The sequence below is a fragment of the Streptomyces sp. JLSY215 genome (genome assembly GCF_059682825.1).
The window spans coordinates 2,390,505-2,414,867 of sequence record NZ_CM185022.1 but is presented as its reverse complement, the minus strand read 5'-3'; the positions used below and the strand labels follow the sequence as shown (position 1 = coordinate 2,414,867).

Annotated in this window: 24 protein-coding genes and 1 riboswitch; of the genes, 11 read left to right on the top strand and 13 right to left on the bottom strand. The window is 72.5% G+C overall.

Features of this window, described 5'->3' with window-relative positions; all coding sequences use genetic code 11:
- Positions 1 to 66 precede the first annotated feature (66 nt).
- Positions 67 to 129, bottom strand: coding sequence for a trp operon leader peptide (locus tag AC5677_RS10815; RefSeq protein ID WP_497196580.1), 63 nt, complete (start codon positions 127 to 129; stop codon positions 67 to 69).
- Between the two features lie 620 nt (positions 130 to 749).
- On the opposite strand from AC5677_RS10815, the gene AC5677_RS10810 reads away from it, so the two are divergent.
- Together AC5677_RS10810 and AC5677_RS10805 are read left to right on the top strand one after the other, a co-directional pair.
- Positions 750 to 2,093 (top strand): class II 3-deoxy-7-phosphoheptulonate synthase, encoded by a 1,344-nt coding sequence (locus AC5677_RS10810; RefSeq protein WP_403507464.1) that lies wholly within the window; start codon positions 750 to 752, stop codon positions 2,091 to 2,093.
- A gap of 189 nt (positions 2,094 to 2,282) precedes the next feature.
- Positions 2,283 to 2,561: a (2Fe-2S)-binding protein gene (locus AC5677_RS10805; protein ID WP_497194804.1), complete on the top strand. Its 279-nt coding sequence runs from the start codon at positions 2,283 to 2,285 to the stop codon at positions 2,559 to 2,561.
- Between the two features lie 39 nt (positions 2,562 to 2,600).
- Here the strand turns inward: AC5677_RS10805 and bfr are convergent, their stop codons facing one another.
- Complete coding sequence (gene bfr, locus AC5677_RS10800; RefSeq protein WP_497194803.1) at positions 2,601 to 3,077, bottom strand: bacterioferritin; 477 nt, start codon at positions 3,075 to 3,077, stop codon at positions 2,601 to 2,603.
- A 154-nt stretch (positions 3,078 to 3,231) separates the two neighbouring features.
- Here bfr and AC5677_RS10795 point away from each other — a divergent pair, with 154 nt between their 5' ends.
- The gene (locus AC5677_RS10795; RefSeq protein ID WP_497194802.1) at positions 3,232 to 3,855 is read left to right on the top strand and encodes a sulfite oxidase-like oxidoreductase; all 624 of its coding nucleotides are present in this window, start codon (positions 3,232 to 3,234) and stop codon (positions 3,853 to 3,855) included.
- Positions 3,856 to 3,887: 32 nt separating this feature from the next.
- Here AC5677_RS10795 and AC5677_RS10790 read toward each other — a convergent pair whose 3' ends face one another.
- From AC5677_RS10790 to thiO, 6 genes are all read right to left on the bottom strand, one after another.
- On the bottom strand, positions 3,888 to 4,472 hold the full coding sequence (locus AC5677_RS10790) for a DUF4396 domain-containing protein (RefSeq protein WP_497194801.1): 585 nt from the start codon (positions 4,470 to 4,472) through the stop codon (positions 3,888 to 3,890).
- 66 nt (positions 4,473 to 4,538) lie between these two features.
- Positions 4,539 to 5,450: a deoxyribonuclease IV gene (locus tag AC5677_RS10785; RefSeq protein WP_497194800.1), complete on the bottom strand. Its 912-nt coding sequence runs from the start codon at positions 5,448 to 5,450 to the stop codon at positions 4,539 to 4,541.
- A 61-nt stretch (positions 5,451 to 5,511) separates the two neighbouring features.
- Positions 5,512 to 7,470 carry a Stk1 family PASTA domain-containing Ser/Thr kinase gene (gene pknB / locus AC5677_RS10780; RefSeq protein ID WP_497194799.1) on the bottom strand — a complete coding sequence of 653 codons (1,959 nt, stop codon included), beginning with the start codon at positions 7,468 to 7,470 and terminating at the stop codon, positions 5,512 to 5,514.
- A 435-nt stretch (positions 7,471 to 7,905) separates the two neighbouring features.
- The gene (locus AC5677_RS10775) at positions 7,906 to 8,703 is read right to left on the bottom strand and encodes a thiazole synthase (RefSeq protein ID WP_497194798.1); all 798 of its coding nucleotides are present in this window, start codon (positions 8,701 to 8,703) and stop codon (positions 7,906 to 7,908) included.
- Between the two features lie 9 nt (positions 8,704 to 8,712).
- Positions 8,713 to 8,934: a sulfur carrier protein ThiS gene (thiS, locus tag AC5677_RS10770; RefSeq protein WP_497194797.1), complete on the bottom strand. Its 222-nt coding sequence runs from the start codon at positions 8,932 to 8,934 to the stop codon at positions 8,713 to 8,715.
- Complete coding sequence (thiO, locus tag AC5677_RS10765; RefSeq protein WP_497194796.1) at positions 8,931 to 10,148, bottom strand: glycine oxidase ThiO; 1,218 nt, start codon at positions 10,146 to 10,148, stop codon at positions 8,931 to 8,933. The genes thiS and thiO overlap by 4 nt, the downstream gene beginning before the upstream one ends.
- Positions 10,146 to 10,258, bottom strand: a riboswitch (TPP riboswitch). Its footprint overlaps the gene before it by 3 nt.
- 144 nt (positions 10,259 to 10,402) lie before the next feature.
- On the opposite strand from thiO, the gene AC5677_RS10760 reads away from it, so the two are divergent.
- The 5 genes from AC5677_RS10760 (at position 10,403) to AC5677_RS10740 (ending at position 15,296) form a co-directional block, all read left to right on the top strand.
- Positions 10,403 to 11,644, top strand: coding sequence for an NAD(P)/FAD-dependent oxidoreductase (locus AC5677_RS10760; RefSeq protein WP_497194795.1), 1,242 nt, complete (start codon positions 10,403 to 10,405; stop codon positions 11,642 to 11,644).
- Between the two features lie 143 nt (positions 11,645 to 11,787).
- Complete coding sequence (locus tag AC5677_RS10755; protein ID WP_497194794.1) at positions 11,788 to 12,153, top strand: Rv2175c family DNA-binding protein; 366 nt, start codon at positions 11,788 to 11,790, stop codon at positions 12,151 to 12,153.
- Positions 12,154 to 12,248: 95 nt separating this feature from the next.
- Positions 12,249 to 12,899, top strand: a complete 651-nt coding sequence (gene thiE / locus AC5677_RS10750) for a thiamine phosphate synthase (RefSeq protein ID WP_497194793.1) — start codon at positions 12,249 to 12,251, stop codon at positions 12,897 to 12,899.
- A 212-nt stretch (positions 12,900 to 13,111) separates the two neighbouring features.
- Positions 13,112 to 14,029, top strand: a complete 918-nt coding sequence (metF, locus tag AC5677_RS10745; protein ID WP_497194792.1) for a methylenetetrahydrofolate reductase [NAD(P)H] — start codon at positions 13,112 to 13,114, stop codon at positions 14,027 to 14,029.
- A 37-nt stretch (positions 14,030 to 14,066) separates the two neighbouring features.
- Complete coding sequence (locus tag AC5677_RS10740) at positions 14,067 to 15,296, top strand: hypothetical protein (RefSeq protein ID WP_497194791.1); 1,230 nt, start codon at positions 14,067 to 14,069, stop codon at positions 15,294 to 15,296.
- Positions 15,297 to 15,353: 57 nt separating this feature from the next.
- Here AC5677_RS10740 and AC5677_RS10735 read toward each other — a convergent pair whose 3' ends face one another.
- From AC5677_RS10735 to AC5677_RS10715, 5 genes are all read right to left on the bottom strand, one after another.
- Positions 15,354 to 16,871, bottom strand: a complete 1,518-nt coding sequence (locus AC5677_RS10735) for a phytoene desaturase family protein (RefSeq protein ID WP_497194790.1) — start codon at positions 16,869 to 16,871, stop codon at positions 15,354 to 15,356.
- A 363-nt stretch (positions 16,872 to 17,234) separates the two neighbouring features.
- Complete coding sequence (locus AC5677_RS10730) at positions 17,235 to 17,855, bottom strand: DUF4126 domain-containing protein (protein ID WP_497194789.1); 621 nt, start codon at positions 17,853 to 17,855, stop codon at positions 17,235 to 17,237.
- Positions 17,856 to 18,255: 400 nt separating this feature from the next.
- Positions 18,256 to 18,870 carry a TetR/AcrR family transcriptional regulator gene (locus AC5677_RS10725; RefSeq protein WP_497194788.1) on the bottom strand — a complete coding sequence of 205 codons (615 nt, stop codon included), beginning with the start codon at positions 18,868 to 18,870 and terminating at the stop codon, positions 18,256 to 18,258.
- A 35-nt stretch (positions 18,871 to 18,905) separates the two neighbouring features.
- Positions 18,906 to 21,113, bottom strand: a complete 2,208-nt coding sequence (locus tag AC5677_RS10720) for a YhgE/Pip family protein (protein ID WP_497194787.1) — start codon at positions 21,111 to 21,113, stop codon at positions 18,906 to 18,908.
- The gene (locus tag AC5677_RS10715) at positions 21,085 to 21,927 is read right to left on the bottom strand and encodes an ATP-binding cassette domain-containing protein (RefSeq protein WP_497194786.1); all 843 of its coding nucleotides are present in this window, start codon (positions 21,925 to 21,927) and stop codon (positions 21,085 to 21,087) included. Before AC5677_RS10715 ends, AC5677_RS10720 begins: the two co-directional genes overlap by 29 nt.
- Before the next feature lie 243 nt (positions 21,928 to 22,170).
- Between AC5677_RS10715 and AC5677_RS10710 the strand changes: the two genes are divergently transcribed.
- The 3 genes from AC5677_RS10710 to AC5677_RS10700 all read left to right on the top strand — a co-directional run bounded on the left by AC5677_RS10710 (position 22,171) and on the right by AC5677_RS10700 (position 24,294).
- Positions 22,171 to 22,701 carry an SAV_6107 family HEPN domain-containing protein gene (locus AC5677_RS10710; protein ID WP_497194785.1) on the top strand — a complete coding sequence of 177 codons (531 nt, stop codon included), beginning with the start codon at positions 22,171 to 22,173 and terminating at the stop codon, positions 22,699 to 22,701.
- 166 nt (positions 22,702 to 22,867) lie between these two features.
- Entirely contained in the window at positions 22,868 to 23,623 is a 756-nt protein-coding gene (locus tag AC5677_RS10705) for a class I SAM-dependent methyltransferase (RefSeq protein ID WP_497194784.1), read from the top strand.
- Positions 23,624 to 23,889: 266 nt separating this feature from the next.
- Positions 23,890 to 24,294: an SCO2097 family morphological protein gene (locus AC5677_RS10700; protein ID WP_497194783.1), complete on the top strand. Its 405-nt coding sequence runs from the start codon at positions 23,890 to 23,892 to the stop codon at positions 24,292 to 24,294.
- The last annotated feature ends 69 nt before the right edge of the window (positions 24,295 to 24,363 follow it).

Below are 24,363 nucleotides of genomic sequence, written 5' to 3'. Positions count from 1 at the left end.
CCGGATCGGGAAACACCGAAGGCCGCCCCTGGGGCGGCCTTCGCGGAGTCTGTGGGTGCGCGCGAATCAGTGGGCCGCCGGATGAGCGGTCCACCACCAGTTCCTGTTGAAGGTCGGCTGCGCGTGCATGGGCGGCACCTTACCCCACGTTGTCGTCTGCGGCGCCGCGCTGGTTGTTCGCCGTTGCGCCTGCGGCGGGCGTGGGATTTTCGGGTGCGGTGACGGCCCTACACGGCTTCGCCGCTACGGTCCGTCCCCTCCCGTGGGTGGGTGGGAAAGGCCGGTGGGGGCGAGCGTCTCGTATCCAGCTCAGTGTGACGGGATGCACAGGCCGTACCTGACCGCCGACGCATACCCCCACCGGGTTTCTCCCACCCCCATCGGGGAGGGGCCGGGCCGCAGGACGGAGTCCGGAGGCCCGGTCCCGCAGCCGAACCGCCTCGCGCAGCGACCACCGCCCGCCGCAGGCGCAACGGCGGCAAACCCCCACGGTGGGAAAGCCGAAAACGTCGGCCCAGGCAAAGCGCAGCGAACGGGCCGCAGGCGCAACGGCGGCAATCCCCCACGGTGGGAAAGCCGAAAACGTCGGCCCAGGCAAAGCGCAGCGGACGGGCAGGCGCAACGGAGAGGACCCCTACGGCGGGGAAGCCGACAACGTGGGGCGCAGGCAAAGCGCAGCGGACCCGTCTCATACTGCGGTCGCCGTGCTGGACCCCCCGTCGGGACCCCGTAATGTGGTGTTCGTGACCGTGAACGCTGAAACCCACGCCGGTGGCAACACCTGGCGAGACCTGCCCGCGGCGCAGCAGCCTGACTGGCCGGACCAAGAGGCTCTGCGCGATGTGATCGCGGAGCTCGAGTCCTATCCCCCGCTCGTCTTCGCGGGCGAGTGCGACCAGTTGCGTGAGCGCCTGGGAGCGGTCGCCCGTGGTGAGGCGTTCCTGCTTCAGGGCGGCGACTGCGCGGAGGCCTTCGACGCCGTCTCCGCCGAGCACATCCGCAACAAGCTCAAGACGCTCCTGCAGATGGGCGCCGTGCTGACCTACGCCGGGTCCGTCCCGGTGGTCAAGGTCGGACGGATCGCCGGCCAGTACAGCAAGCCGCGCTCCAAGCCGACCGAGACCCGCGACGGCGTGACGCTGCCGACCTACCGCGGCGACTCCGTCAACGGCTTCGAGTTCACCGAGGCGGCCCGCATCCCGGACCCGCAGCGGCTCAAGCGGATGTACAACGCGTCCGCCGCGACGCTCAACCTGGTGCGTGCCTTCACCACCGGTGGCTACGCCGACCTGCGCCAGGTGCACGCCTGGAACCAGGACTTCGTGAAGTCCTCGCCCTCCGGGCAGCGCTACGAGGCGCTGGCCCGCGAGATCGACCGCGCGATGAACTTCATGAACGCCTGCGGGGTGGACCCGGAGGAGTTCCGCACCGTCGAGTTCTACGCCTCCCACGAGGCGCTGGTCCTCGACTACGAGTCGGCGCTGACCCGCGTGGACTCGCGCACCGGCAACCTCTACGACGTCTCCGGCCACATGGTGTGGATCGGCGAGCGCACCCGGCAGCTCGACGGCGCGCACATCGAGTTCGCCTCGCGCATCCGTAACCCCATCGGCGTCAAGCTCGGCCCGACCAGCACGGTGGAGGACGCGCTCACGCTCATCGAGCGCCTCGACCCGGAGCGCGAGCCCGGCCGGCTGACCTTCATCACCCGGATGGGTGCGGACAAGGTCCGCGACAAGCTCCCCGAGCTGGTCGAGAAGGTCACCGCCACCGGCGCCCAGGTGGCGTGGATCTGCGACCCGATGCACGGCAACACCTTCGAGGCGGCCTCGGGTCACAAGACCCGTCGCTTCGACGATGTGCTGGACGAGGTCAAGGGCTTCTTCGAGGTCCACAAGGGCCTCGGCACGCACCCGGGCGGCATCCACGTCGAGCTGACCGGTGACGACGTCACGGAGTGCGTGGGCGGCGGCGACGAGATCTTCGTCGACGATCTGCACCAGCGCTACGAGACCGCCTGCGACCCCCGGCTCAACCGCAGCCAGTCGCTCGACCTGGCGTTCCTGGTGGCGGAGATGTACCGCGACCAGTAGGGCTCGCGGGGCTTCGGCCCGTATACGGCAGTGGGGCGCGGATCCTGTGATCCGCGCCCCATCGCGTTGTCTCCGCATTGTCGCCGCCCCGCGGTCCAGGTAAGGTAAGGGTTACCTCACTCAAGATCGGCGGGCCGGTGAGCGTCGCCGGGCGTCCGCGGGTGAGTGTCCCTACGGAGGTGAAACCGCGTGTACGTCTGCTCATGTTTCGGGATCACCGAACAGCAGGTCCGCGAACACGCGGGGACGGGCGCCTGCACGCCCCGCCAGATAGCCTCCGCCTGCAAGGCCGGCACGGACTGCGGCGGCTGTGTGCGCCGCATCCAGCAGCTGCTCGGCCGTGGCGCATGCCCGCGCCGTGAGCTCATCGACAGCGGCGCTTCCGATCTGCTGGGCGCCGCGGCCGAACCCCCGCCGGTCGCGGAGGTGGCCGCAGCGGCGCCCGTGGAGCTCCAGGAGGCCGCGTAGCCCTGCGGGGCGGTACGGCCCGTGCGGTGGTGAGCGCGCTCAGCTCGGCTGCTCGATCAGCTGGGCGATGTACAGCGCCTCGCCGAGCTTCTCGACCAGCTCCAGCTGGGTGTCGAGATAGTCGATGTGGTGCTCTTCGTCCGCGAGGATGTCCTCGAAGATGTTCGCCGAGGTGATGTCGCCCTTGGCGCGCATGATCTCGATACCGCGCCGGAGCCGGTCGATCGCCTCCACCTCGACCTGCCGGTCGGCCTGGAACATCTCGGTGACGGTCTGGCCGACGCGCACATGGAACAGCCGCTGGTAGTTCGGCAGCCCGTCGAGGAAGAGAATGCGGTCGGTCAGGATCTCCGCATGCTTCATTTCGTCGAACGACTCGCTGCGCGTGTACTTGGCGAGCTTCGTCCAGCCGAAGTTCTCCTGCATCTTGGCGTGCAGGAAGTACTGATTGATCGCGGTCAGCTCGGCAGTCAGCTGCTCGTTGAGGAATTCAATGACCTCGGGGTCGCCCTGCATGGCTGCGGGCTCCTTCCGCGCGAGAACTGGGCAGGTGCCGCGCATCCTTGCACCGCCCGGAGCAGACATCCAGTAAGTGCACGCTTAGTACGAGTTGCCCGATTCTCTCCCTCCCTGGTCATCGGCACCCCGTCCGGTCTGACAACATGGAGGCATGGGTCAGCCGCACAGCCGCGATGAGGAGCATCCTCAGCTGCCTCCGGGGCAGCGACTGCAGCGGGGCTGGCCGGTGACGCATTACGGTCCGGTGCCGAAGTTCCGCTCCGAACGCTGGGAGTTCCGCGCCTTCGGCGCCACCGCGGACGGCGGAAAGCACTGCTGGACGCATGAGGAATTCACCGCCCTGCCCTATGCGACCGTCGTCTCCGATATGCACTGCGTGACGAAATTCAGCATGCTGAAAGCCGAATGGGGCGGGGTCCGGACGCAGACGATCTTGGATCTCGCGCCGCCCGCGCCGGACGTCACCCATGTGATGGTGTGGGCCGAGTACGGATTCAGTTCGAATCTGCGGCTGGCGGATTTCGCCGACGGGAACTGCATCTTCGCCACCCACCGTTCCGGTGAACTGCTCACCGCCGAACACGGCTTTCCGGTCCGGCTGATCGTGCCGCATCTGTACGCCTGGAAGGGCCCCAAGTGGGTCCGCGGCATCGAATACATGACGGCCGACCGCCGCGGCTTCTGGGAAGAGCGCGGCTACCACAACCTCGGCGACCCCTGGCGCGAGCAGCGCTACTCGTATCAGGAGGAGCCGGGCGAGGGCCCGGAGCTCTGAGCCCCGCGCCCCCGCCCCTCGTGCGCCCGCCCTCAGTGGTGGTACCGGTGCACCACCGCATGGTCCTTGCCGCGGCCGATCATCCACTTGTTGACCGGCGTGGTCACCACGAAGGCGAGCGCCAGTGAGGCCGCCAGGGCGCCCCAGAACAGCAGGTCCGACAGATGGGCGTCCATGGCGCTGGGCCACAGTGCGATGACGCCGTTGTCGATCAGCTCCATCACGGCGATGGAGAGGGTGTCGGCGGCGAGCGCGATCCGGAACGCCGTACGGAAGTCCACGCCGGCCTTGAGGACGCCGCGCAGGGTGAGCGAGTAGCCGAAGACGAAGGCCAGCGCGATCGCCAGGATCATCGTCGGGACGTTGTGCCAGCCCAGCGCGGTACCGATCACCATGCCGAGGATCTCGCCGATGGCGCAGCCGGTGAGGCAGTGCAGGGTGGCCTTGGCGGCCATCGCCCAGCTGACGGGGCCGTGGCCGTGACCATGATCGTGGTCGTGGTGCCCGGCGTGGTGCTGCCCGGCCGCCTCGTGCCCCGCCTCCTCGTGCTCGATGGCGTGCTGGTCGACGGTGTGGTGCTCGGCGGTGTGGTGCTCATGGTGCGCGTGGTGCTGCATGGGGAGCCCCCAACGAGAGGTAGCGGTTCCTGCCCGACAGCGGGAACCGTATACCCCCGGGGGGTATCAAGCAAGGGTGGTGGAAGCCGACGGCGACCGCAGCTCCTTCAGCCGGGCCACGTCCGCCGCATGCCCCTCCTTGCCGCCCGGCGTCTCGATGACCAGCGGCACCCCCTCCGTCGCCGGATGCCGGAACAGCTCCCCGAACGGCTCCGCGCCGATGTGCCCGGCGCCGATGTTCGCGTGCCGGTCCTTGTGGGCGCCCACCACGTCCTTGGAGTCATTGGCGTGGATCAGCTTCAGCCGGCCCTCGCCGGTCACCTCCACCAGCTCGTCCAGCAGCGCCTTCATCCCGCCCGGCGCCGCCATGTCGTGCCCCGCCGCGAACGCATGACAGGTGTCCAGGCAGACGCCGAGCTTCGGGTGCCGGTCCAGCGCGGCGAAATACGGCCCGAGATCCTCGGCCAGCGCGCACAGCGAAGCGCCCTGCCCGGCCGTCGGCTCCAGCAGCAGCCAGGGGTCGTCGTCCCGCGTCAGTTCGTCCAGCAGCGGCCGCATCCGCTCCCGTACCTGCGCCAGGGCCTCGGTCCGCGGCCGCCCGCCGGTCGCCGACCCGGTGTGCACGACCACCCCGAGCGCGCCGATCTCCCGGCCGCGCCGCAGCGAGTGCCGCAGGGAGTCCACCGACTTGTCGACCGTCGCCTCGTTGTGCGACCCGAAATTGATCAGATACGGCGCATGGACGTACGCCGGAATGTCCTCCTGCGCACAGGCGGCCCGGAACGCCTCGTCCTGTGCGGGGCTGCCGGCCGGCGTCGCCCAGCCGCGCGGATTGGCCACGAAGACCTGCACGGTTTCCCCGCCCATCTCACGGGCGTACGGAAGACCGATCTTCGCCAGGCCGCCGGCCACCGGCACATGGCCGCCGACCGGATTACGTGCGCGGGCGCGGTGCCCGTCGTGCTCTGCGGTACTCACCCTCACAGGGTGCCAGGTGCCCCGCGGCGGCCGTCCGCCGGACGGCCGCCGACCAGGAGAACTACAGGGCGCCCTTGAGCTTGATGGTGATCGTGCTGCCCTTCGGGGCCTGCTGGTCACCCTCGACCGACTGGCTGTCGACCTCGTCCTGCGGGAAGAGCCACGGCTTCTTCACCTCGACCTGGAAGCCGGCATCCGTCAGCGCCTTCCTGGCGTCCGCTTCGCTCTGGCCGGTCACGTCCGGGACGGTGACCATCTGAGGCCCCTTGGAGAGCGTGAGGGTGACGGTGTCGCCCTTGCCCAGCGGCTTGTCCGGGTCGTTGGACTGCTGGGCGACGGTGCCCTTGTCCTGCTCGGAGAAGACCGGCTGGTCCGCGAACTTGACCTTGAAGCCCGCCTCGCGCAGCGTGCTCTCGGCATCGGCACGGTCGTCCCCGATCACCTCCGGCACATCGATCGGCGCACCCCGGCTGACCGTCAGCGCCACCGCGGTGTCCGGCCGCCGCTTGCTGCCCGCGGCCGGATCCGTACCGATCACCGAGCCCTGGGCGACATCGGCGTCGAAGTCCCGCTTCACGGTGCCCGGAATCAGACCCAGGTCACGCAGCTTGCGCTTGGCGTCGGCCACCGGGGTGCCCGACAGGTCCGGTACGGAGACGATCTCCGGGCCCCGGGAGACGGTGAGGGTGACCGTGTCCGTACCGCGGATCTGCTTGCCGGTCCCCGGGTCGGTCTTCATGACATGGCCGCGCTCCACATTCGAGCTGAAGCCGCGCACCACCTTCACGTCCAGCCCCTCGTCGTGCAGCGTCTTGACCGCCTTGGCCTGCGTCATGTCCAGGACCGCGGGGACGGTCGTGAACTGGCCGGCAGTGATGTACCAGACGCCCGTGCCCACCCCGAGGACCAGCAGGACGGCCGCGACGATGGTGAGGATCTTGTGGCGCTGTATCAGGCCCGCACGCGGCGCCGCGGCGGGCACCGGGCGCAGCCGCGTGGTCCGCTCGTTGGCGGGCACCGCGTCCGCCGGCGGAACCTCGAAGCGGCTGGTGCGGTTCAGCTCCGCGTCGCCGGGCGCCGCCGGACCGCCGACCCGCGGCAGCACGTCCGTACGCTCGGCGTCGCTCCCCGGCACGTCGTGCGCCTGCGGCGGCACCGCGTCCAGCTGCTCGTCGCCCAGCTCGGCGCGGGCCGACCGCGTCCGGGACAGCAACGCCACCGCGTCCTGCGGGCGCAGCTGGGGATCGCGGGCGGTGGCCAGCGCGACCAGACCGTCCAGCTGCGGCGCCAGACCCGGCACGAAAACGGACGGCGCGGCCACGTCCTCGTGCAGATGCTGATAGAGGATCTGCGCCGCGGAGCCGCCGGTGTGCGGCTTGCCGCCGGTCAGCATCTCGAAGAGCACCACACCGCAGGCGTAGACATCGACCCGGGCATCCGCCGTGCCGTGCTCCATCTGCTCGGGCGCGAGATACGAGACGGTGCCCAGAACGGAACCGGTGGAGGCGGTGGTGTTGGTGTCGACCGCGCGCACCAGCCCGAAGTCGGCGACCTTGACCCGGCCGTCGTCGCCGATCAGGACGTTCTCCGGCTTCATGTCCCGGTGGACCAGACCCGCGCGGTGCGCGGCACCCAGGGCGGCGAGGATCGGCTCGAGGATGTCCAGCGCGGCCCGCGGCTGCAGGGCGCCCCGCTCCCGCAGTACGTCCCGCAGCGTGCACCCGGCCACGTACTCCATCGCCAGATAGACGTACGTACCGTCCGTACCCTGGTCGAACACGCCCACCACGTTCGGGTGCGACAGCCGCGCGACCGACTTCGCCTCGCGGATGAACCGGTCCACGAACGCGGCGTCGGTGGCCAGGCTCGGGTGCATCACCTTCAACGCGAGCACACGGTCGAGACGGGTGTCCAAGGCCCGGTAGACCGTGGCCATCCCGCCTGCGGCGATGCGCGCCTGGACGTGGTAGCGGCCGTCGAGCAGCTGGCCCTCTAGCGGGTCCTGAAGGGTCGTATCCACGGGCCGTAGTTTAGAGGCCCCACGTGTTCGGCTGTCCCGCCGTGGGGGTTTCTCGCCGTTGCGCCTGCGGCGGGCGGTGCCGCTTGCGCGGGGCTGTTCGGCTGCGGGACCGGGCCTCCGGACTCCGTCCTGCGGCCCGCCCCCTCCCCGTTGGGGGGTGGGGAAGACCGTGGGGGCGTGCGCCGGTGGTCAGGTGCACCCGGTGGACACGATCACCGGCACCCGACGCACGACGCCCGCCCCCACCGGCCTTTCCCACCCACCCACGGGAGGGGCCACCCCGCAGGACGAAGTCCGGAGGGGTGGCACCGCACCCGACAAACCCACGCCCGCCGCGCAGGCGCAACGGCGACAAACCCCCACGGCGGGACAGCCGAAAACGTACGGCCCAGGCAAAGCGCAGCGAAGGGGCCGCAGACGACAACGTGGGGCGCGTTACTGAAACGCCGGCCGCTCCGGATCGAGTGCCGCCACGCCCTCCTCCGGCGATGAGGCCAGGGCGAAGTGGCGTCGGGGGATGCGCCCCGCGAGGCGGGCCAGGCGGCCCGCCTCGACCGCATGGCGCATGGCCGCGGCCATGCGTTCCGGTTCCTGGGCGCGGGTCACCGCGGAGGCCAGCATCACCGCCGCGCAGCCCAGCTCCATGGCGAGCGCGACATCCGAGGCGGTGCCGGCGCCGGCGTCCAGGATGACGGGGACGCCCGCCCGTTCCGTGATCAGCTGGAAGTTGTGCGGATTGCGGATGCCCAGTCCGGAGCCGATCGGCGAGCCCAGCGGCATGATCGCGGCGCAGCCCACGTCCTCCAGCTTGCGGGCCAGCACCGGGTCGTCGTTCGTGTACGGCAGCACCGTGAACCCGTCGTCCACCAGGGTCTCGGCGGCGTCCAGCAGCTCGATCGGGTCGGGCAGCAGGGTGCGCTCGTCCGCGACGACCTCCAGCTTGACCCAGTCGGTACCGAGCGCCTCCCGGGCGAGCCGGGCGGTGAGCACCGCCTCGCCCGCGGTGAAGCAGCCCGCGGTGTTCGGCAGCACCCGGATCGAGTGCCGCTCCAGTACGGACAGCACCGAGCCCTGCACGCTCGGGTCCAGCCGCCGCATGGCGACCGTGGTCAGTTCCGTACCGGAGGCGAGCAGCGCCCGCTCCATGACGTCAAGGCTGGGCGCACCGCCGGTGCCCATGATCAGGCGCGAGGTGAAGGTGGTGTCACCGATGGTGAGCGGATCGTCGGCCATGTCTGCGGATCAGCCTCCCTGGACCGCGGTGAGCACCTCGACGCGGTCGCCGTCGCCGAGCGGAGTGGTGGGCCACTGGGTGCGCGGCACCACGGTTTCGTTGACCGCGGCGGCCACCCCGGAGGACGCCGGGGTCAGGGTCGCGACAAGGCGGTCGAGGGTCAGATCCCCGGGGATCTCGCGGGCCTCGCCGTTGACGGACACCGACACGGTGGAAGGGGGCGCGCTCATACGGGCTGCTCCTCTGGGACGCGGGCGCGCTCGGCCCGTGGGGCGGTGAAGCGCGCGGGGGAGAACGGGCGGGCCTCTTCCGGGAGGCGCCCGGTGACCAGCGCCTCGGCCATCACGTCGCCGGTCACCGGCGTCAGCAGAACACCGTTACGGAAGTGCCCGGTGGCCAGCTGGAGACCGGGCAGCGCGGACGGGCCGAGCAGCGGGGCGTTGTCGGGGGAGGCGGGGCGCAGGCCCGCGCAGGTCTCGACGAGCGGCAGCTCGGTGATGCCGGGGACCAGTTCGTGCGCGTCCCGCAGCAGCTCGTAGACTCCGCCCGCGGTGACGGTGGTGTCCCAGCCCAGCTCCTCGCTGGTGGCGCCCAGCACCAGCTCGCCGTTCTCCCGGGGCACCAGGTAGAGGGGATTGCCCCGGACGACGGCCCGTACGGTCCGCGACAGAAAGGCGGGGCTCCGGGCCGGCACCTGCGGCAGCCGCAGCCGCAGCACCTGCCCCTTGACCGGCCGCACCGGCGGCAGCACCGCCTCGGGCACCCCGGCCAGCCGCCCGCTCCAGCTGCCCGCGGCCAGCACCACCTGACCGGCCGGCAGCCGCCCGCCGCCGGCGAGTTCGACGCCCGTGGCGCGCCCGCCGTCGACCGTCAGCCGCTCCGCCCGGTCCCGGTGGAAGACCACCCCCGCGCGCTCGCAGGCCGTCAGCAGGGCGCTCGCCAGGCGGCGCGGATCGACCTGGTGGTCGCCGTCGACCCGGAGGCCGCCGCGTACCCCGGGAGCCAGCATCGGCTCCAGACGGCGGCACTCGCGGCCCGTCAGCCACTGGGAGTCCAGCCCGCACCGGGTCTGCAGGGCGTGCAGTTCGCGCAGATGGGCACGGTCGTCGGCGTCCAGCGCCACGGCCAGGGTGCCGCACCGCCGGTACCCGATCCGCTGCCCGGCGGCCTCCTCCAGCTCCGCGGTGAAGTCCGGATACCGCCGCGCCGAGGCCAGATTGAGGCCGAGCAGGGTCTGCTCGCCGTAATGGAGTTCGGTGACCGCGGCCAGCATGCCGGCCGCGACCCGGGCGGCGCCGCCACCGGGCGCGGGGTCGACGACCGCGGCCGTCAGCCCGCGGCCGGCCGCCCGCCAGGCGGTGGCCAGCCCGATGATGCCGCCCCCGATGACCAGGACATCGGGGTGGCCTGCGGCGGGCACGGATGATGTGGCAGGTGGAAGCATGGGCGTCCAGCCCCTCCCTTCGCCGGCATGACCCGGATCAGGTTCGTACGGTCGGAGGCCGGCCAGCCTCCCTCTCAGCCCGGTACGTCCGGGCTCCCGCGAGTGCGTGTATCCGTCACCCTAATACGCGCCCGCGACGCGCCGTAAGGGAGCGCCCCCGGGCGGCGCCCCGGCGTCACCGTCCGTGACGCTGTGTCAGAGATCTCCTTGCGTGCTGCTGCGAGCGGCCTCCCCCGCCGTCCTACAGTGAGCGGGTGAGCGAGCAGAGCACGTCCTCCCGGACCCCTGACCACACGCCGCGCGTCGTGATCGCCGGCGCGGGAATCGCGGGGGTACAGACCGCGGTCGCCCTGCGCGAGGCGGGCTGGCGCGGCGCGATCACCCTGCTCGGCGACGAGCCCCACCAGCCCTACGACCGCCCGCCGCTGTCCAAGGCGCTGCTGCTCGGCAAGGCCGACGGCGCCGCCTTCGACGTCGACTTCGCCGCCCTCGGCATCGAACTGCACCTCAACCGCCCGGTCACCGCGCTCCGCCCGGACGCCCACGAAGCCGATACGGCCGAGGGCCCGATCGCCTACGACTACGCGGTACTCGCGACCGGCGCCGACCCCGTCCTGCTGCCCGGCAGCGAGGGCGTGCCCGGCGTCCATCTGCTGCGCACCCTCGACGACGCCGAGCGGCTCCGGCCGGTGCTCGCCGCCCGGCACGAGATCGTGGTCGTCGGCGCGGGCTGGATCGGCGCCGAGTTCGCGACCGCGGCCCGCGAGGCGGGCTGCTCGGTCACCGTCGTCGAGGCCGCCGACCGCCCGCTGGCCGGTGCGCTGCCCGCCGAGGTGGCCGCCCATATGGCCTCCTGGTACGCGGACGCCGGCGCCGAACTGCGCACCGGAGCCCGGGTCGCCGCCGTCGCACCCGGCGCGGTCACGCTCGAGGACGGCACGACGCTCCCCGCCGACGCCGTCGTCGTCGGCATCGGCGCCCGGCCCGCGACCGGCTGGCTGGCCGGCTCCGGCATCGCCCTGTCGCCCGAGGACGGCTCCGTACTCGCCGACGAACAGCTGCGCACCTCCGCCCCCGACGTCTACGCGGTCGGCGACTGCGCCTCCTTCCCCTCCGCCCGCTACGGCCGCCGCCTGCTGATCCACCACTGGGACAACGCCCTCCAGGGCCCCCGCACGGTCGCCGAGAACATCGCCCGCGGGGAGGCCGAGGGCATCGTCTACGACCCGGTCCCGTACTTCTGGTCCGAGCAGTTCGGCCGGTTCGTGCAGTACGCCGGGCATCACCAGTCCGCCGACGAGATGATCTGGCGCGGCGACCCGGCCGGCGCCTCCTGGTCCGTGCTGTGGCTCCGCCAGGGACAGCTGGTGGCGCTGCTCGCCGTCGGCCGCCCCCGGGACCTGGCCCAGGGACGCAAGCTCATCGAGAAGGGCGCCGCCCTCGACCCGGTCCGGGCCGCGGACGCCGCACGGCCGCTGAAGTCGGCGGTGCGGTAGCGGGCCGCGGGCCGCGACGAACGAGGCACGGTGACGGAGGGTGGTGGCGGGGGCGCGCCGAGGCGTCACCCTCCGGGGTGCCGCACGCCCCCGATGGCGATGCCCGGCTACCGACTGTCAGTGCGAGATGGCACGCTTGTCCTGTGACCGAGATTGACGCAAACATCGATGGACTCGTCCCCGCCTGGCTCACCCTCCCCGACATCGCCGAAGAGATCGGCGTCGAGGTGACACGCGTCCGGCAGCTGGTCAAGGAGGGCCAGCTGATCGCGGTGCGCCGCGGCGAGAACAGGGCGCTGCAGGTGCCCGCCGATTTCATCAAGGACGGCAAGGTCGTCAAGGGCCTCGTCGGCACCCTGACGCTGCTGCGCGACGACGGCTTCGCCGACGACGAGATGCTCGAATGGCTCTTCACGCCCGACGAGACCCTGCCCGGCACCCCGGCGCAGGCGCTGCGCGAGAATCGCGGCACGGAGGTGAAGCGCCGGGCGCAGGCGCTCGCCGTCTGACGCCACCGCACCCGCACCCGAATCCGTAACCGCACCGGGGCGTACGAGCCGGAGCCTCCGGCCCGTACGCCCCCGACCTGGGGGGAAGCCGCCCGATGACCACCGCACGACAGGCCCTCGCCGACGCCCGGCTCTACCTCTGCACGGACGCCCGCAAGCAGCAGGGCGATCTGCCGCAGTTCCTGGACGCGGTGCTCTCCTCGGGCGTGGACATCGTCCAGCTGCGCGACAAGGGCATGGAGGCCGGCGAGGAGCTGCGCCATCTCGAGGTCTTCGCGGACGCCTGCCGCCGGCACGGCAAGCTGCTGGCCGTCAACGACCGCGCGGACGTCGCTCATGCCATCGGCAGCGATGTGCTGCACCTCGGCCAGGGCGACCTGCCGGTCCCCGCCGCCCGCGCCATCCTCGGCCAGGACGTCCTCATAGGCCGCTCCACCCACGCCGAGGCCGAGGTGGACGCCGCGATCGCCGAGGCGGGGACGGACTACTTCTGCACGGGCCCGTGCTGGCCCACACCCACCAAGCCCGGCCGCCACGCCCCGGGCCTCGACCTGGTCCGCTACACCGCCGCCCGTACACCCGAACGGCCCTGGTTCGCCATCGGCGGGATCGACGCCGGCAATCTGGACGAGGTGCTGGAGGCCGGCGCCCGCCGGATCGTCGTCGTCCGGGCCATCACCGCGGCCGACGACCCGGCCGCGGCCGCCGCCGGCCTGGCGAAGCGGGTCCGCGCCTGGGGCGCATAGCGACGCCGTACGGCGCGCGTACGGGGCGCATACGGGGTGGATGCGAGACGGACACGGGCCCGGCCGCACACCGGGTCCGGGGACGTTCCCCACCGGCCTCCCGTACGCCCCGGCGACGATTTCCGGACGCCCGGTGGCCGGGAAAATGTCCAACCCGTGGACAAACGCCGCCGCCGGTTGGTGTGCGCCAGGGCTCTGGTTAACCTGCCCGTATGGCCCTAGGTACAGCTTCCACCAGGACTGATCGCGCACTCACCGTGCGCGAGCTGCTGGCTTCCGGCAAGCAGTCGTATTCGTTCGAGTTCGCCGCCCCGAAGACGGAGAAGGGCGAGCGGACCCTGTGGAACGCCATTCGCCGGATCGAGGCCGTCTCCCCGACCTTCGTCTCCGTGACGTACGGCGCCGGCGGCACCTCCCGTGAGGGCACGGTGCGCGCCACCGAACGCATCGCCACCGACACGACCCTGACCCCGGTCGCCCATCTGACCGCCGTCAACCACTCCCTGGCCGACCTGCGCAACGTCATCGGACAGTACGCCGACGCCGGTATCCGCAACATGCTCGCGCTGCGCGGCGACCCGCCCGGCGACCCGATGGGCGAGTGGGTCCGCCACCCGCAGGGCGTGGACTACGCCGCCGACCTGGTCCGGCTCATCAAGGAATCCGGCGACTTCTGCGTGGGCGTCGCGGCCTTCCCCGAGATGCACCCGCGCTCCACGGACTGGGACACCGACGTCGCGCACTTCGTCGACAAATGCCGCGCCGGCGCCGACTTCGCGATCACCCAGATGTTCTTCTACGCCGAGGACTACTTCCGGCTGCGCGACCGCGTCGCCGCGGCGGGCTGCTCGACGCCGATCATCCCCGAGATCATGCCGGTCACGAACGTACGCCAGATCGAGCGCTTCGCCCAGCTCAGCAACGCCGCGTTCCCGCCCGAGCTGGCCGAACGCATTCTGGCCGTCAAGGACGATCCCGCGGCGGTACGCTCCATTGGCATCGAGTACGCAACGGAACTGTGTGCGCGCTTGATGGCCGAGGAGATTCCGGGGCTGCACTTCATTACCCTGAACCACTCCACGGCGACCCTGGAGATCTACGAGAATCTGGGGTTGCATCAGCAGTCCTGATCTACGGTGGCCGGACAGCGGCGGAAGAGGGGCGTACATGGGCTGGACGGTCCTCTACATCGCGTTCGGTCTCGTTGCGGTCTGGCTGCTGGCCGAAGTGCTCCTCCAGTACAAGGCCCGGCTGCGCTGGCGGCTGCTGGCCTTCGTGGGCTTCCTCGGCGTGGTCGTCGGCGTGGTGCTCCCCCAGATCATCGTGATCGGGGTGGGCCTGATCGCGTTCGCCATCGGCCAGACCCAGGTCACGCTCTCCTTCCGGCGCGGCTTCTCCACCGGCTGGGCCCTGGGCGGCAAGCCGGGGGAGAGCCGGCGCCGCCGGGGCCGCTCGGGCCGCGCGCCCGCTGCTGCCGAGCCGACCCTCCAGGTCTCCGATCTGGAGGCGGTGCCGGCCGGCGGCGACAGCGAACAGGACGAGGACGAGAACGTCTTCGCGGGCGGCCACGCCTTCCAGGGCCAGGACGCCTACGCCGGTCAGGGCGGCTACCCGGGGCAGGACGCGTACGGCGGCGGCCAGGACGCCTACGGCGGGCAGAGCGGCCCCTACGACTCCCGGGACTCCTACGAATCCCAGGACTCCTACGACTCCCGGGACCCCTACACCGGCCAGAGCTCCACCACCGGCCAGGGCTCCTTCTCCGGCGACGGCCCGTTCTTCGGCGGCGGCTCGTACCCGGGCGAGAGCCCCTCTCCCACGCAGAGCACCTACGACACCACCGCCGTCTACGCCCCCCAGCCGCTGCCCGACGAGACCGGCCAGTACGGCATATACAGCCCCGACGCCCGCGCCCCGCAGGCACCACAGCCCGGTTACCCGTCCTACGACGCCTACGGCACCACCACCGGAAACGGCGACATCGGCGACATCGCCGGCAACGGCGGCGGCGATGCCAACGGCTATGCCTACGGCGGCAGTTACGACCGGAGCGCGACGGGCCAGGACGGCTACGCCGACCCGTACGCCGACCCCTACGCGGCGTACGGAGACGGGTTGGGCGGCCAGGCCGGGCAGGCGCCCTACTCCGACCCCTACATCGGCACCCAGCAGTACTCCGCGCCCTACGACCCGTACGCGCAGCCGGATCCCTACGGCCAGGCGCCCTACGCCAACGGGCAGTACGACGACGGCCGGCCGCAGGACCAGGGCTACGGCACGACGTCGCCCGGCGGGGTCTGGATGCCGCAGCAGCGCGACGGCGAACTCCCGCCCGAGCCGCAGCCGTACACGCCGTACCAGCAGCAGGGATACGACGAGCAGCAGTACCGCTACTGAGCCCGGGCCGGAACGCCGGGGCCGGAGCCCTGTGGCGTCCGGCCGGGGGCTAGGCGCTCATACCGAGCCGTGCCAGTCGTCGCCGTTCACGATCAGGCCCGCCACGATCGCGCCGGACATCCCCGCATGCGCCGGCCCGCCGCCCGGGTGCGACCAGCCGCCGACCGTATAGAGCCCCGGTATCCGGGTGCGGTTGCCGGGCCGCAGAAAACGGCCGTCCTGGCCCGCCAGCGCCGGTCCGGGCACCAACTCCTCGTCCGTGGGCGGCAGTACCTCCCGCCACAGCACCCGCTCGCGCAGCCCCGGAACGGCCGCCTCGGCGATCTCGGTCATCCGGTCCGCGACCCGCGCCAGGGCCTCCCGGTCCTGCCGGTCGGCCGGACCGGGCGGGGCCACCGTCGCGGACAGCGTCACGGCCTCATGGCCGTCGTCGGGCCGGGTGGTGGGGTCGTCGGGGCGCAGCACCGTCAGCGTGGGCCGGGCGCAGGGGGCCCGCAGGCCGGAACCGTCGCCGAACACGCCCGCCAGCTCCGCCTCGCGGTCCGCGGCATGCACCACCGTCCGGTGCACGGCATCCTCCGGGCGCCCACCACGCAGCGCCAGACAGACCGTCAGCCGCGCCGTGGCCCGGCCACCCGGCCCCGAGGAGGGGCGTACGTCGTCGGCCCCCCAGGGCTCCCTCCCGGGGCAGAGCGCGGGAAGCCGCACCGGATCGATGCCCGCCACCACGAACTCCGCCTCCGCCACCCGCCCGTCGGCCAGCTCGACGCCCGCCGCGCTGCCGTCCTTCTCCAGGATCCGGGTCACCTCCGCACCGAAGGTGAACTCCACCTTGCGCGCCAGGCACCGCTCGTGGACCGCCTCGGCCAGCGCCCGCATCCCGCCACGCGGGTACCAGCTGCCGAAGGTCTGCTCCATGTACGGGAGCACCGTGGCACTGGCGGGCGCGCTGCGCGGGTCGAAGCCGTAGGCCAGCGCATGGCTCTCCAGCAGGGCGATCAGCCGCGGGTCGGCCAGCTCGCGGCGGGCGATCTCGGCGAGCGTGGCGGTCGTGGGGCCCTTGCCGCGCCCGAACAGCCCGCGCCTGCGGACCGCCGGATACGGATCGCGGCCCAGCACCCGCCAGTCCTGCCACAGCGGCTCCTCCAGCAGGGGGCGGCGAGTGGCGTCCCAGGCGTCGCGGGCGCGGCCCACCAGCGCGCTCCAGCGTTCGCCCGCGCCGTCGCCCAGCGCCTCGTCCAGTGCCGTGAGCACACCGGCGCGGGAGGCGTTCGGCAGCGAGACGGTGGTGCCGTCCGCGAAGACATGGCGGCTCGCGGGATCGACCTGGGACAGCTCGACGCGGCTCTCGAGCGGCTCGCGGCCGGTCTTGAGGAACAGATCGCGGTAGACGGCGGGCAGATACAGCAGGCCCGGCCCCGTGTCGAAGGCGAAGCCGTCCCGTTCGTGGCGCCGCAGCGCACCGCCGTACGTCGCGCCGCGCTCGTACACCGCCACCCGGTGGCCCGCGACGGCCAGCCGGGCAGCGGCCGCCATCGCGCCCATCCCGGCGCCGATCACCGCAATCCGTGCCATGCCTGCGACTTTATCCGCCGCCACTGACAACGCGGCGGGGCGGTGGGGCGGCGGGAGTCCCCGGCCGCACGTCGTCCGCCCTGGGCCGGGCCCGGGCCCCCGCCCCCACCCCCCCGTCACCCTGCCCTCCCCCCTTCGGGGGGAGGGCAGGGTGGGGGCGGGGGAGGGTGTGTGGGTGGGGTGGGGGAGCGGAAGACGCACCTCCGCTCCCGTCGGAAAGCCTCCCCCGCCGGGCCGTCTCGCCCGCCGGCCCCGGCCTCGCTCCGCAGACCCGGCCCGCCCGCCGGTCCCGGCTCACCGGCCCCGGCCTCCGCTCCCGGCGGCCCGGCCCGCCGTACCCGGCCCGGCCCGCCAACCCCGGCCTCAGCCCGTAGGCGGAGCCACCGCGCCCTCCGCGGCCAGGCGCTTCTCCTCACGGCGCGCCCGCCGGCGGCGCAGGAACCGGCGGATCCGCGACCACATGAAGATCACCAGCGCGATGCCGCCGATCAGCAGCACCGCCGCGATACTCGCCGCGATCACCGGGTGGAAGACGGCGAAGGCGATGAGCGCGGCCACGCCCAGATCCTCGGCCAGGCTCAGCACGATGTTGCTCGCGGGCTCCGGCGAGGTGTTGACCGCGATCCGCGTGCCCGCCTTGACCAGATGGCTCAGCAGCGCCGTGGTGCCGCCCACCGCACCCGCCGCGAGCTGCGGCAGCGACCCGTCGTGCCCGGCCAGCAGGGCCGCCACGACCCCGCCCGAGATCGGCCGGATCACCGTGTGGACCGCGTCCCACACCGAGTCCACGTAGGGGACCTTGTCGGCGACCGCCTCGCACACGAAGAGCACCGCGGCCACGATCAGCACATCCGGGCGCTGCAGCGCGGCGGGCACATCGTCGGTGACACCGGTGGCGCCGAGCAGACCGAGGAGCAGGACGACGGCATAGGCGTTGATCCCGCTCGCCCAGCCACTGGTGAAGACCATCGGGAGTACGGACACGCAGGCGATCGTAGACCGACAGCGAGGGGTGCGGGACGGCACCGGCGTCATGTGCTCAGGTTTGAGTATCCGTACTCAGTCGCCGAGATGAGTAGGTACGCGGATGGGCCGGCCGCTGTCCGGACGGAAGAGTGGTGGCCACGGAAGGGACGCGGCGCCGCACCGCCGACACGGGGCGGCGGAACGGCGCGGCTCCCGGCCGTAACGGGGAAACACGGGGGAAAGTACGGGGGCTCCACGGGGGAGCACGGGGGAGTTCGGGGGAAGCGCTGTCCTGGTCGGATCGATGGGGGAACGATCCGTGCCAGGGCAGCGCGCTCTTTTGCGCGGAGCCGGAGACCGGCCCGTACGGTGCGCGCCGGATCCGACCGCCCGGCGCGCACCACCTCCTCGGCCCCGGTCACTCCCGGCGGCCGGTGACCCTCCCCTGGAGGAGCCGCGACAGCGCCGCATGGACATCGTCGATCGACCGGTCCGGCTGGTAGGACTGCCAGTCCAGGGCGGCCACCAGGACCATCCCGAACAGCGCCGAGGCGGTCAGCGGAATGTCGATCTCCTCGCTCAGCTCCCCGCTGGCCACCGCCTCCCGCAGCACGCCCTCCACCACCGTGATGGCCCGCCCCCGCACCACCATCAAGGTGGACTGCCAGGCGCGGTTGGTGCGCCACAGTTCGGCGACGTAGAGCTGGGTGAGCGCCGGGTAGGTGGAGATGAACTCCAGCCCGGCCCGGATCATCGCGTCCAGCGCGTCGATCTGGCTGCCGCCCCGGCCGGTCACCGCGTCGGCCGCTTCCTGCAAGGAGGTCGCCAGCAGCTCGATGCCGTGCCGCAGCAGCTCCTCGAAGAGAACGTTCTTGCTCGCGAAGTTGTAGTAGACGGTGCCCTTCGCGACGCCCGCCCGCTCGGCGATCTCGTCCACCGTGGTGGAGGAGAAGCCCTGTTCGGCGATGAGCGTGACCGCGGCTTCGAAGAGCTTGCGCCGGGTGGCGTCGCGGCGTGTAGTGGAGCTGTCCATGGGGGTGATTGTGCCGGTCCTCACCGGGCGGGCGCTCACAGGCTCAGCTCCGGGTGCAGGTCCTTCATCCGCACGACCTGGCGGCCGCGGGCCGCCAGCGACGTCAGCGCGAGCGCCCCGAGGGTGAAGGCGACGAGGACGAGACTGCCCTGCCATACGGGCGTGAGGTCGCCCCCGGTGATGAGCCGGCGCAGCCCCTCGACGATGTAACTCATCGGCAGATAGGGGTGGATGGCGGCGAAGAAGCCGGGGCTGGTCTGCACCGGGTAGGTGCCGCCGGCCGACGTCAGCTGGAGCATCAGCAGCGCCAGTACCAGGATCCGGCCGGCCGGTCCGAACTTCGCGTTCAGCCACTGGACGATCGCCGAGAAACAGGCCGTGACCAGCACGAGGAAGCCGATGGTGCCGGCCGCCCGCGCCATCTGGAGGCCGAGCGCGAAGTGCAGTACGGACATCAGGGCGGCGGTCTGCAGCACCCCGATGCCGACCACCGGCAGCCATCCGGACACCGCCACCCGCCAGGGGGAGGCGCCCATCGCCAGCGCCCTCCGGTTGAGCGGCTGGATCAGCATGTACGCCACCATGGCGCCGACCCACAGGGACAGCGGGATGAAGTACGGGGCGAAGCCGGTGCCGTAGTTCGGCGCCTTGTGGGCGGAGTCGGAGGCCAGCCGCACCGGGTCGGACATCACCCGGGTACGTGCGTCGCGGTCCTTCTTGCCGTAGTCGGGGATCTGCGCGGCCCCGTCGTGCAGCCCGCCGGCCAGCTTCTGCGAGCCGTCGGAGAGCTTGAACAGGCCGCCGTTCAGCGTCTGCGCGCCGTCCTTGAGCCTGCCCACACCGGAGTCGAGGTCGCCCATCCCGGTGGCGGCGCGGCCGGTGCCGTCGTGCAGTTGGCGGGCACCGTCGTCGAGCCGGTCCGCCCCGGCGGCCAGTTGGGCGTTGCCGGCGGCCAGCTTGCGGGCTCCCGCGGAGACCCGGTGCGCACCGTCGTTGAGGTCGTTGACCTTCTTGACCGCGGCGTCCATGTCCCGGCCCAGGGTCGGCCCGCGCCGGGCCAGCTCGCCCGCCAGGGAGTGCAGCGTGTCCAGGTCCCGGCCCAGCTGGTCGAGGTTCTTCTGGTCGTGGACGTAGCCGCTGATCTCCTCGGCCTGGTCCGCCGCGGTGGCCGCCTCCTGCTTGATCTTCTTCAGCTCGGCGCAGGACGGGTCGAGGGTGACCGCGCCCGCACACCGCAGCCGGTAGTACGTGGCCAGGTGGTCGGCGATGCCCCGGGAGAGGCGCGCCCCGGTGTCGGCCGCGGCGGGGAGCTTGTCCAGGTGGTCGCGGGCCGCCTGCGAACCGTCGGCGACGAGCTGCGCCGCCTCGCCGATCTCCTTGCCGTGCGCCCGGATGAAGGGCCCCACCTTGTCGGCGATCCCGTTGACGGTGTCGGCCAGCTGCTGCGTGCCGTCGGCCACCTGCCCGGAGCCGTCGGCCAGTTGGCGCGACCCGTCGGCGGCCGTACCGGCTCCCCGGGCGAGGTCGGAGCTGCCCCGGGTGAGCCGCCCGGCGCCCGCGTCGAGGTCGCCCAGGCCCTTGACCAGCTGCCCGCTGCCGTTCTTGGCGGTGCCCAGTCCGTCGGCCAGTTCGCCGCTGCCGTCCTTGGCCCGGCCGATGCCGTTCTTCAGCTTGTCGGCGCCGTCGGCGGCCTCTTCGGTCTTGCCGTGCAGCGTCGAGAAGGAGACGAAGATCTTGTCCAGGAAGGTGCGGGAGGCCTTCGTGGAGGCCGCCGAGCGCACTTCGGAGAAGACGGTCCGGGAGATCTGCCCGACGATGTAGTTGTTCGCGTCGTTCGTCCGCACCTTGAGGGCGCCGGTCTCCGGACGGTCACCGGAGCTGGAGGCGATCCGCTCGCTGAAGTCCTTGGGGATGGACAGCGAGAGGTAGTACGAGCCGTCCTCGACGCCCCGGGCGGCCTCCTTGGCGTCCACCGGGCGCCAGTCGAAGGTGTGGCTGTCGCCCAGCCCGTCGACGATGTTCTCGCCCGCCGAGAGCCGCTTGCCGTCGACGTCGGCGCCCTTGTCCTCGTTGACCAGCGCGACCGGAATCCGGTCCAGCCGTCCGTACGGGTCCCAGAAGGACCACAGGTACAGCGCGCCGTACAGCAGCGGCAGCAGCAGCAGCGCGGCCAGCGCGGCGCGCGGCAGCTTGCCCCTCCCGAACCGCTTGAGCTCAAGCGCGGCCAGTTTCGGCGAGCGCATCGGCCGCCCCCTCCTTGTCGTCGTGAATCCCGTCGCGAGCCTCGTCGCGAACGTCGTCCCGGGCGCCGTCGCGGGCGCCGTCCGTGCGGTCCGCCCCGGAGCGGCCGGTACGCACCAGCACCACGCCGTCGGTCCCCTCGCCGCCCTCCGGCGGTTCGCTGCACACCGCGAGCACCGTCGTGCCGGCCGCCGCCAGGCCGCGCAGCATCTCCCAGGCCCGGCGCCGCTCGTCGTCGGACAGCTTCAGATCGGTGTCGTCCACGGCCAGCAGCCGCGGGCCGCCGATCAGCGCCAGCGCCACCGACAGCCGCAGCGCCTCCAGCCGCTCCAGATCGCGGACCGACGTGCGGATCCCCTTGGGTAGCGACTCCAGGTCCAGTCCGGCCGCCTCGAGCGCGGAGTCCACCAGGGCGCGGGCCGCTGCCCGGCGTTCCTGGCGCGGCCGCAGCAGCGCCCGCACCGAACCGCCGAACCGGCCCTGCAGCAGGGCGCGTTCGCGCAGATGCTCGCCCACCGTCAGTGCGGGATCGAGCTCGGCGACGCCGGGGACATGGGCGAGTGCGGTGACGGAACGGACCGCGGCTATCTTCTTGGGGAGCGGCAGTCCGCCGACCTCGGCGGTGCCCTCGGCCGACTTCATCCGGCCGGTGAGCGCGAGCAGCAGGCACGTACGGCCCGAACCCGACGGGCCCTGTACGGCGATCAGCGAGCCGGGCGCCGCCGTGATGTCGATGCTCCGGAACGCCCAGCCGCGGGGGCCCTTGAGCCCGAATCCCGCGGCCGTGACCGCCGCCCCGTGCGGGGTGCTGTCCACGGTCCCCTCTCCCTCCTTGAACTGACTGGTCAGTTCAAAAAGTATCGGTGCCGCACCCGCCTTCCCGCAAGGGGCTGCCGGGAACCGACGCCAAAATCCCGCCCACCGCCGCGGCCCCGCCGTCCGCTTTCCGGGGAAAGTGCAGGTCAGCGCCGATTGTCAGTGGTGTACCTCACGATGGGGTCATACGGTCCCGAATCGGCATTCGGTCCCGAACCGGCATGCGACGACAGGAGGTTCGTCATGGCAGCTCGTCCCACAGCGGGCAGCTCCGCTGCGTACGGTCCCCCGAGCGATGTCCACCCCGTCCTGCGGCGGACGACGGCACCACCCGCCGCCCTCGACCTGCTCGCCCAGGCCCGCCGCGGCCTGGACGAAGCGGCGGCCCTCGAGATCCCCAACGAGCGGTTCGCCACGGCCCATCTGGCCGCCCTGCGCACCGCGGCCGCGGTCCTCGCCGTACGCGGCCGCCCGGAGGCCACCCGGCGCCGTCGGCAGCAGATCCGCAGCGCCTGGGAGGTCCTGCCCGAGATCGCGCCCGAACTCGCCGAATGGAGCGCCCTGTTCGCCTCCGGCGCCGAGCGCCGGGCCAGGGCCGAGGCCGGCATAGCCGGGGCGGCCGGGAGCCGAGACGCCGACGATCTGCTGCGGGACGTGGGGATGTTCCTGCGCCTGGTGGAGCGGATGCTGCTGCTCCAGCCGCCCCTGCCGCCGCAGCGGGTGGGCGACGCGGCGGCAGGCCGGGAGGGCGGAGAGCGCCGCCGGGCGGGCTGAGCCGGGGGCGGCGGGTCCGCGGGACGGGGGCGGGCCGGGGCGGCCGGCCCCCGGAGCCGCCCGCGCCCCACACGCCGCGGGCGGCTCCGCAGACCAGGCACGGTGCGGGACGCAATAGGGTGGTGGGTGACTGGATGTTCATGCCCCCGCCGAGGAGCCACCCGCCGTGTCTGACCCGCTGCGCCCCCGCGCATCCCTTCGTACCGCCGTGGTCTGGGACGTCCTCAAGGACGCCCTGGAGCGCAGGGTCAAGGCCGCCGGGCGCGATGCCCTGGACGTCCTGGACACCGGCGGCGGCACCGGCAACTTCGCCGTACCGGTGGCCCGCCTCGGCCACCGCGTCACGGTCGTCGACCCCAGCCCCAACGCCCTCTTCGCCCTGGAGCGCCGGGCCGCGGAGGCGGGGGTCGAGGACCGGGTGCGCGCGGTCCAGGGCGACGCCCACGGCCTGTTCGACGTCGTCGAGCGCGGCGGCTACGACGCCGTGCTGTGCCACGGCGTCCTGGAGTACGTCGACGACCCGGCCGAGGGCGTGCGCAACGCCGTCGACGCACTGCGCCCGGCCGGCACGCTCAGCCTGCTCGCCGCGGGCCTGGGCGGCGCCGTGCTGGCCCGCGCCCTGGCGGGCCACTTCACCGAGGCCCGGCATGCCCTGACCGACCCCGCCGGGAGCTGGGGCGAGGGCGACCCGGTGCCCCGCCGGTTCACCGCCGAGCAGCTCACCGGCCTGGTCTCCGCCACCGGCCTCGAGGTCGGCGCGGTGCACGGCGTACGCGTCTTCGCCGACCTGGTCCCCGGTGTGCTGGTCGACACCGAGCCGGGAGCCATGGAGGCCCTCCTCAAGCTGGAGGCGGCCGCGGCCGAGCAGCCCGCGTTCCACTCCGTGGCCACCCAGCTGCACGTCCTGGCCGAGCGCGACTGAACCACGCCCCACCCGAGCTGCACGATTACCGCGTGCAGTCGGCCACAGGCCACCCGATCGGCCCCTTCTCCCCGTATGATCGGGGTACAACGTTCCGGCATGACGGAAGGGCGGGTGGGGAATGCAGGCAGCATCACACCGGTCGCCGTGGCGGCCCGGAGCAGTGAACTGGCGTTGAGGGGCGGGTTTCACGGGGACGAATCCCTGCCTATCCTGAAAGGGTCGCACCCCGGTCGCCCCCCGCGACCGACGAGTAGGAGGACTCCGTGCCGCTCTCGGAGCACGAGCAGCGCATGCTCGAGCAAATGGAGCGAGCGCTGTACGCCGAAGATCCCAAGTTCGCGACAGCGCTTGAGGGAAGCGGGCTGCGTACGTACACCCGGCGACGGGTCTACCAAGCGGTCGCGGGCTTCCTGGTGGGTATCGGCCTGCTCATGGCCGGAATGGTCGCGCAGCAGATCTGGATCAGCGTGGTGGGCTTCCTCGTGATGCTCGGCTGCGCGGTGCTTGCGGTCACCGGATGGCGTAAGGCTCCCAAAGCCGGGGAGCAGCAGGCCTCCGGAGGCGCCGCGGGCGGTGGTTCCGCACGCCGGCAGCCCAGGCAGCGGCGCTCGATGATGAACCGCATCGAGGACCGCTGGCAGCGCCGCCGGGACGAACAGGGCCACTGAGGCCCCGGACACCGAGGCTCCGGCCCTCTCCTTCGCCTCTGACCAAGCTTTGCGCGGCCGCCCGACAGG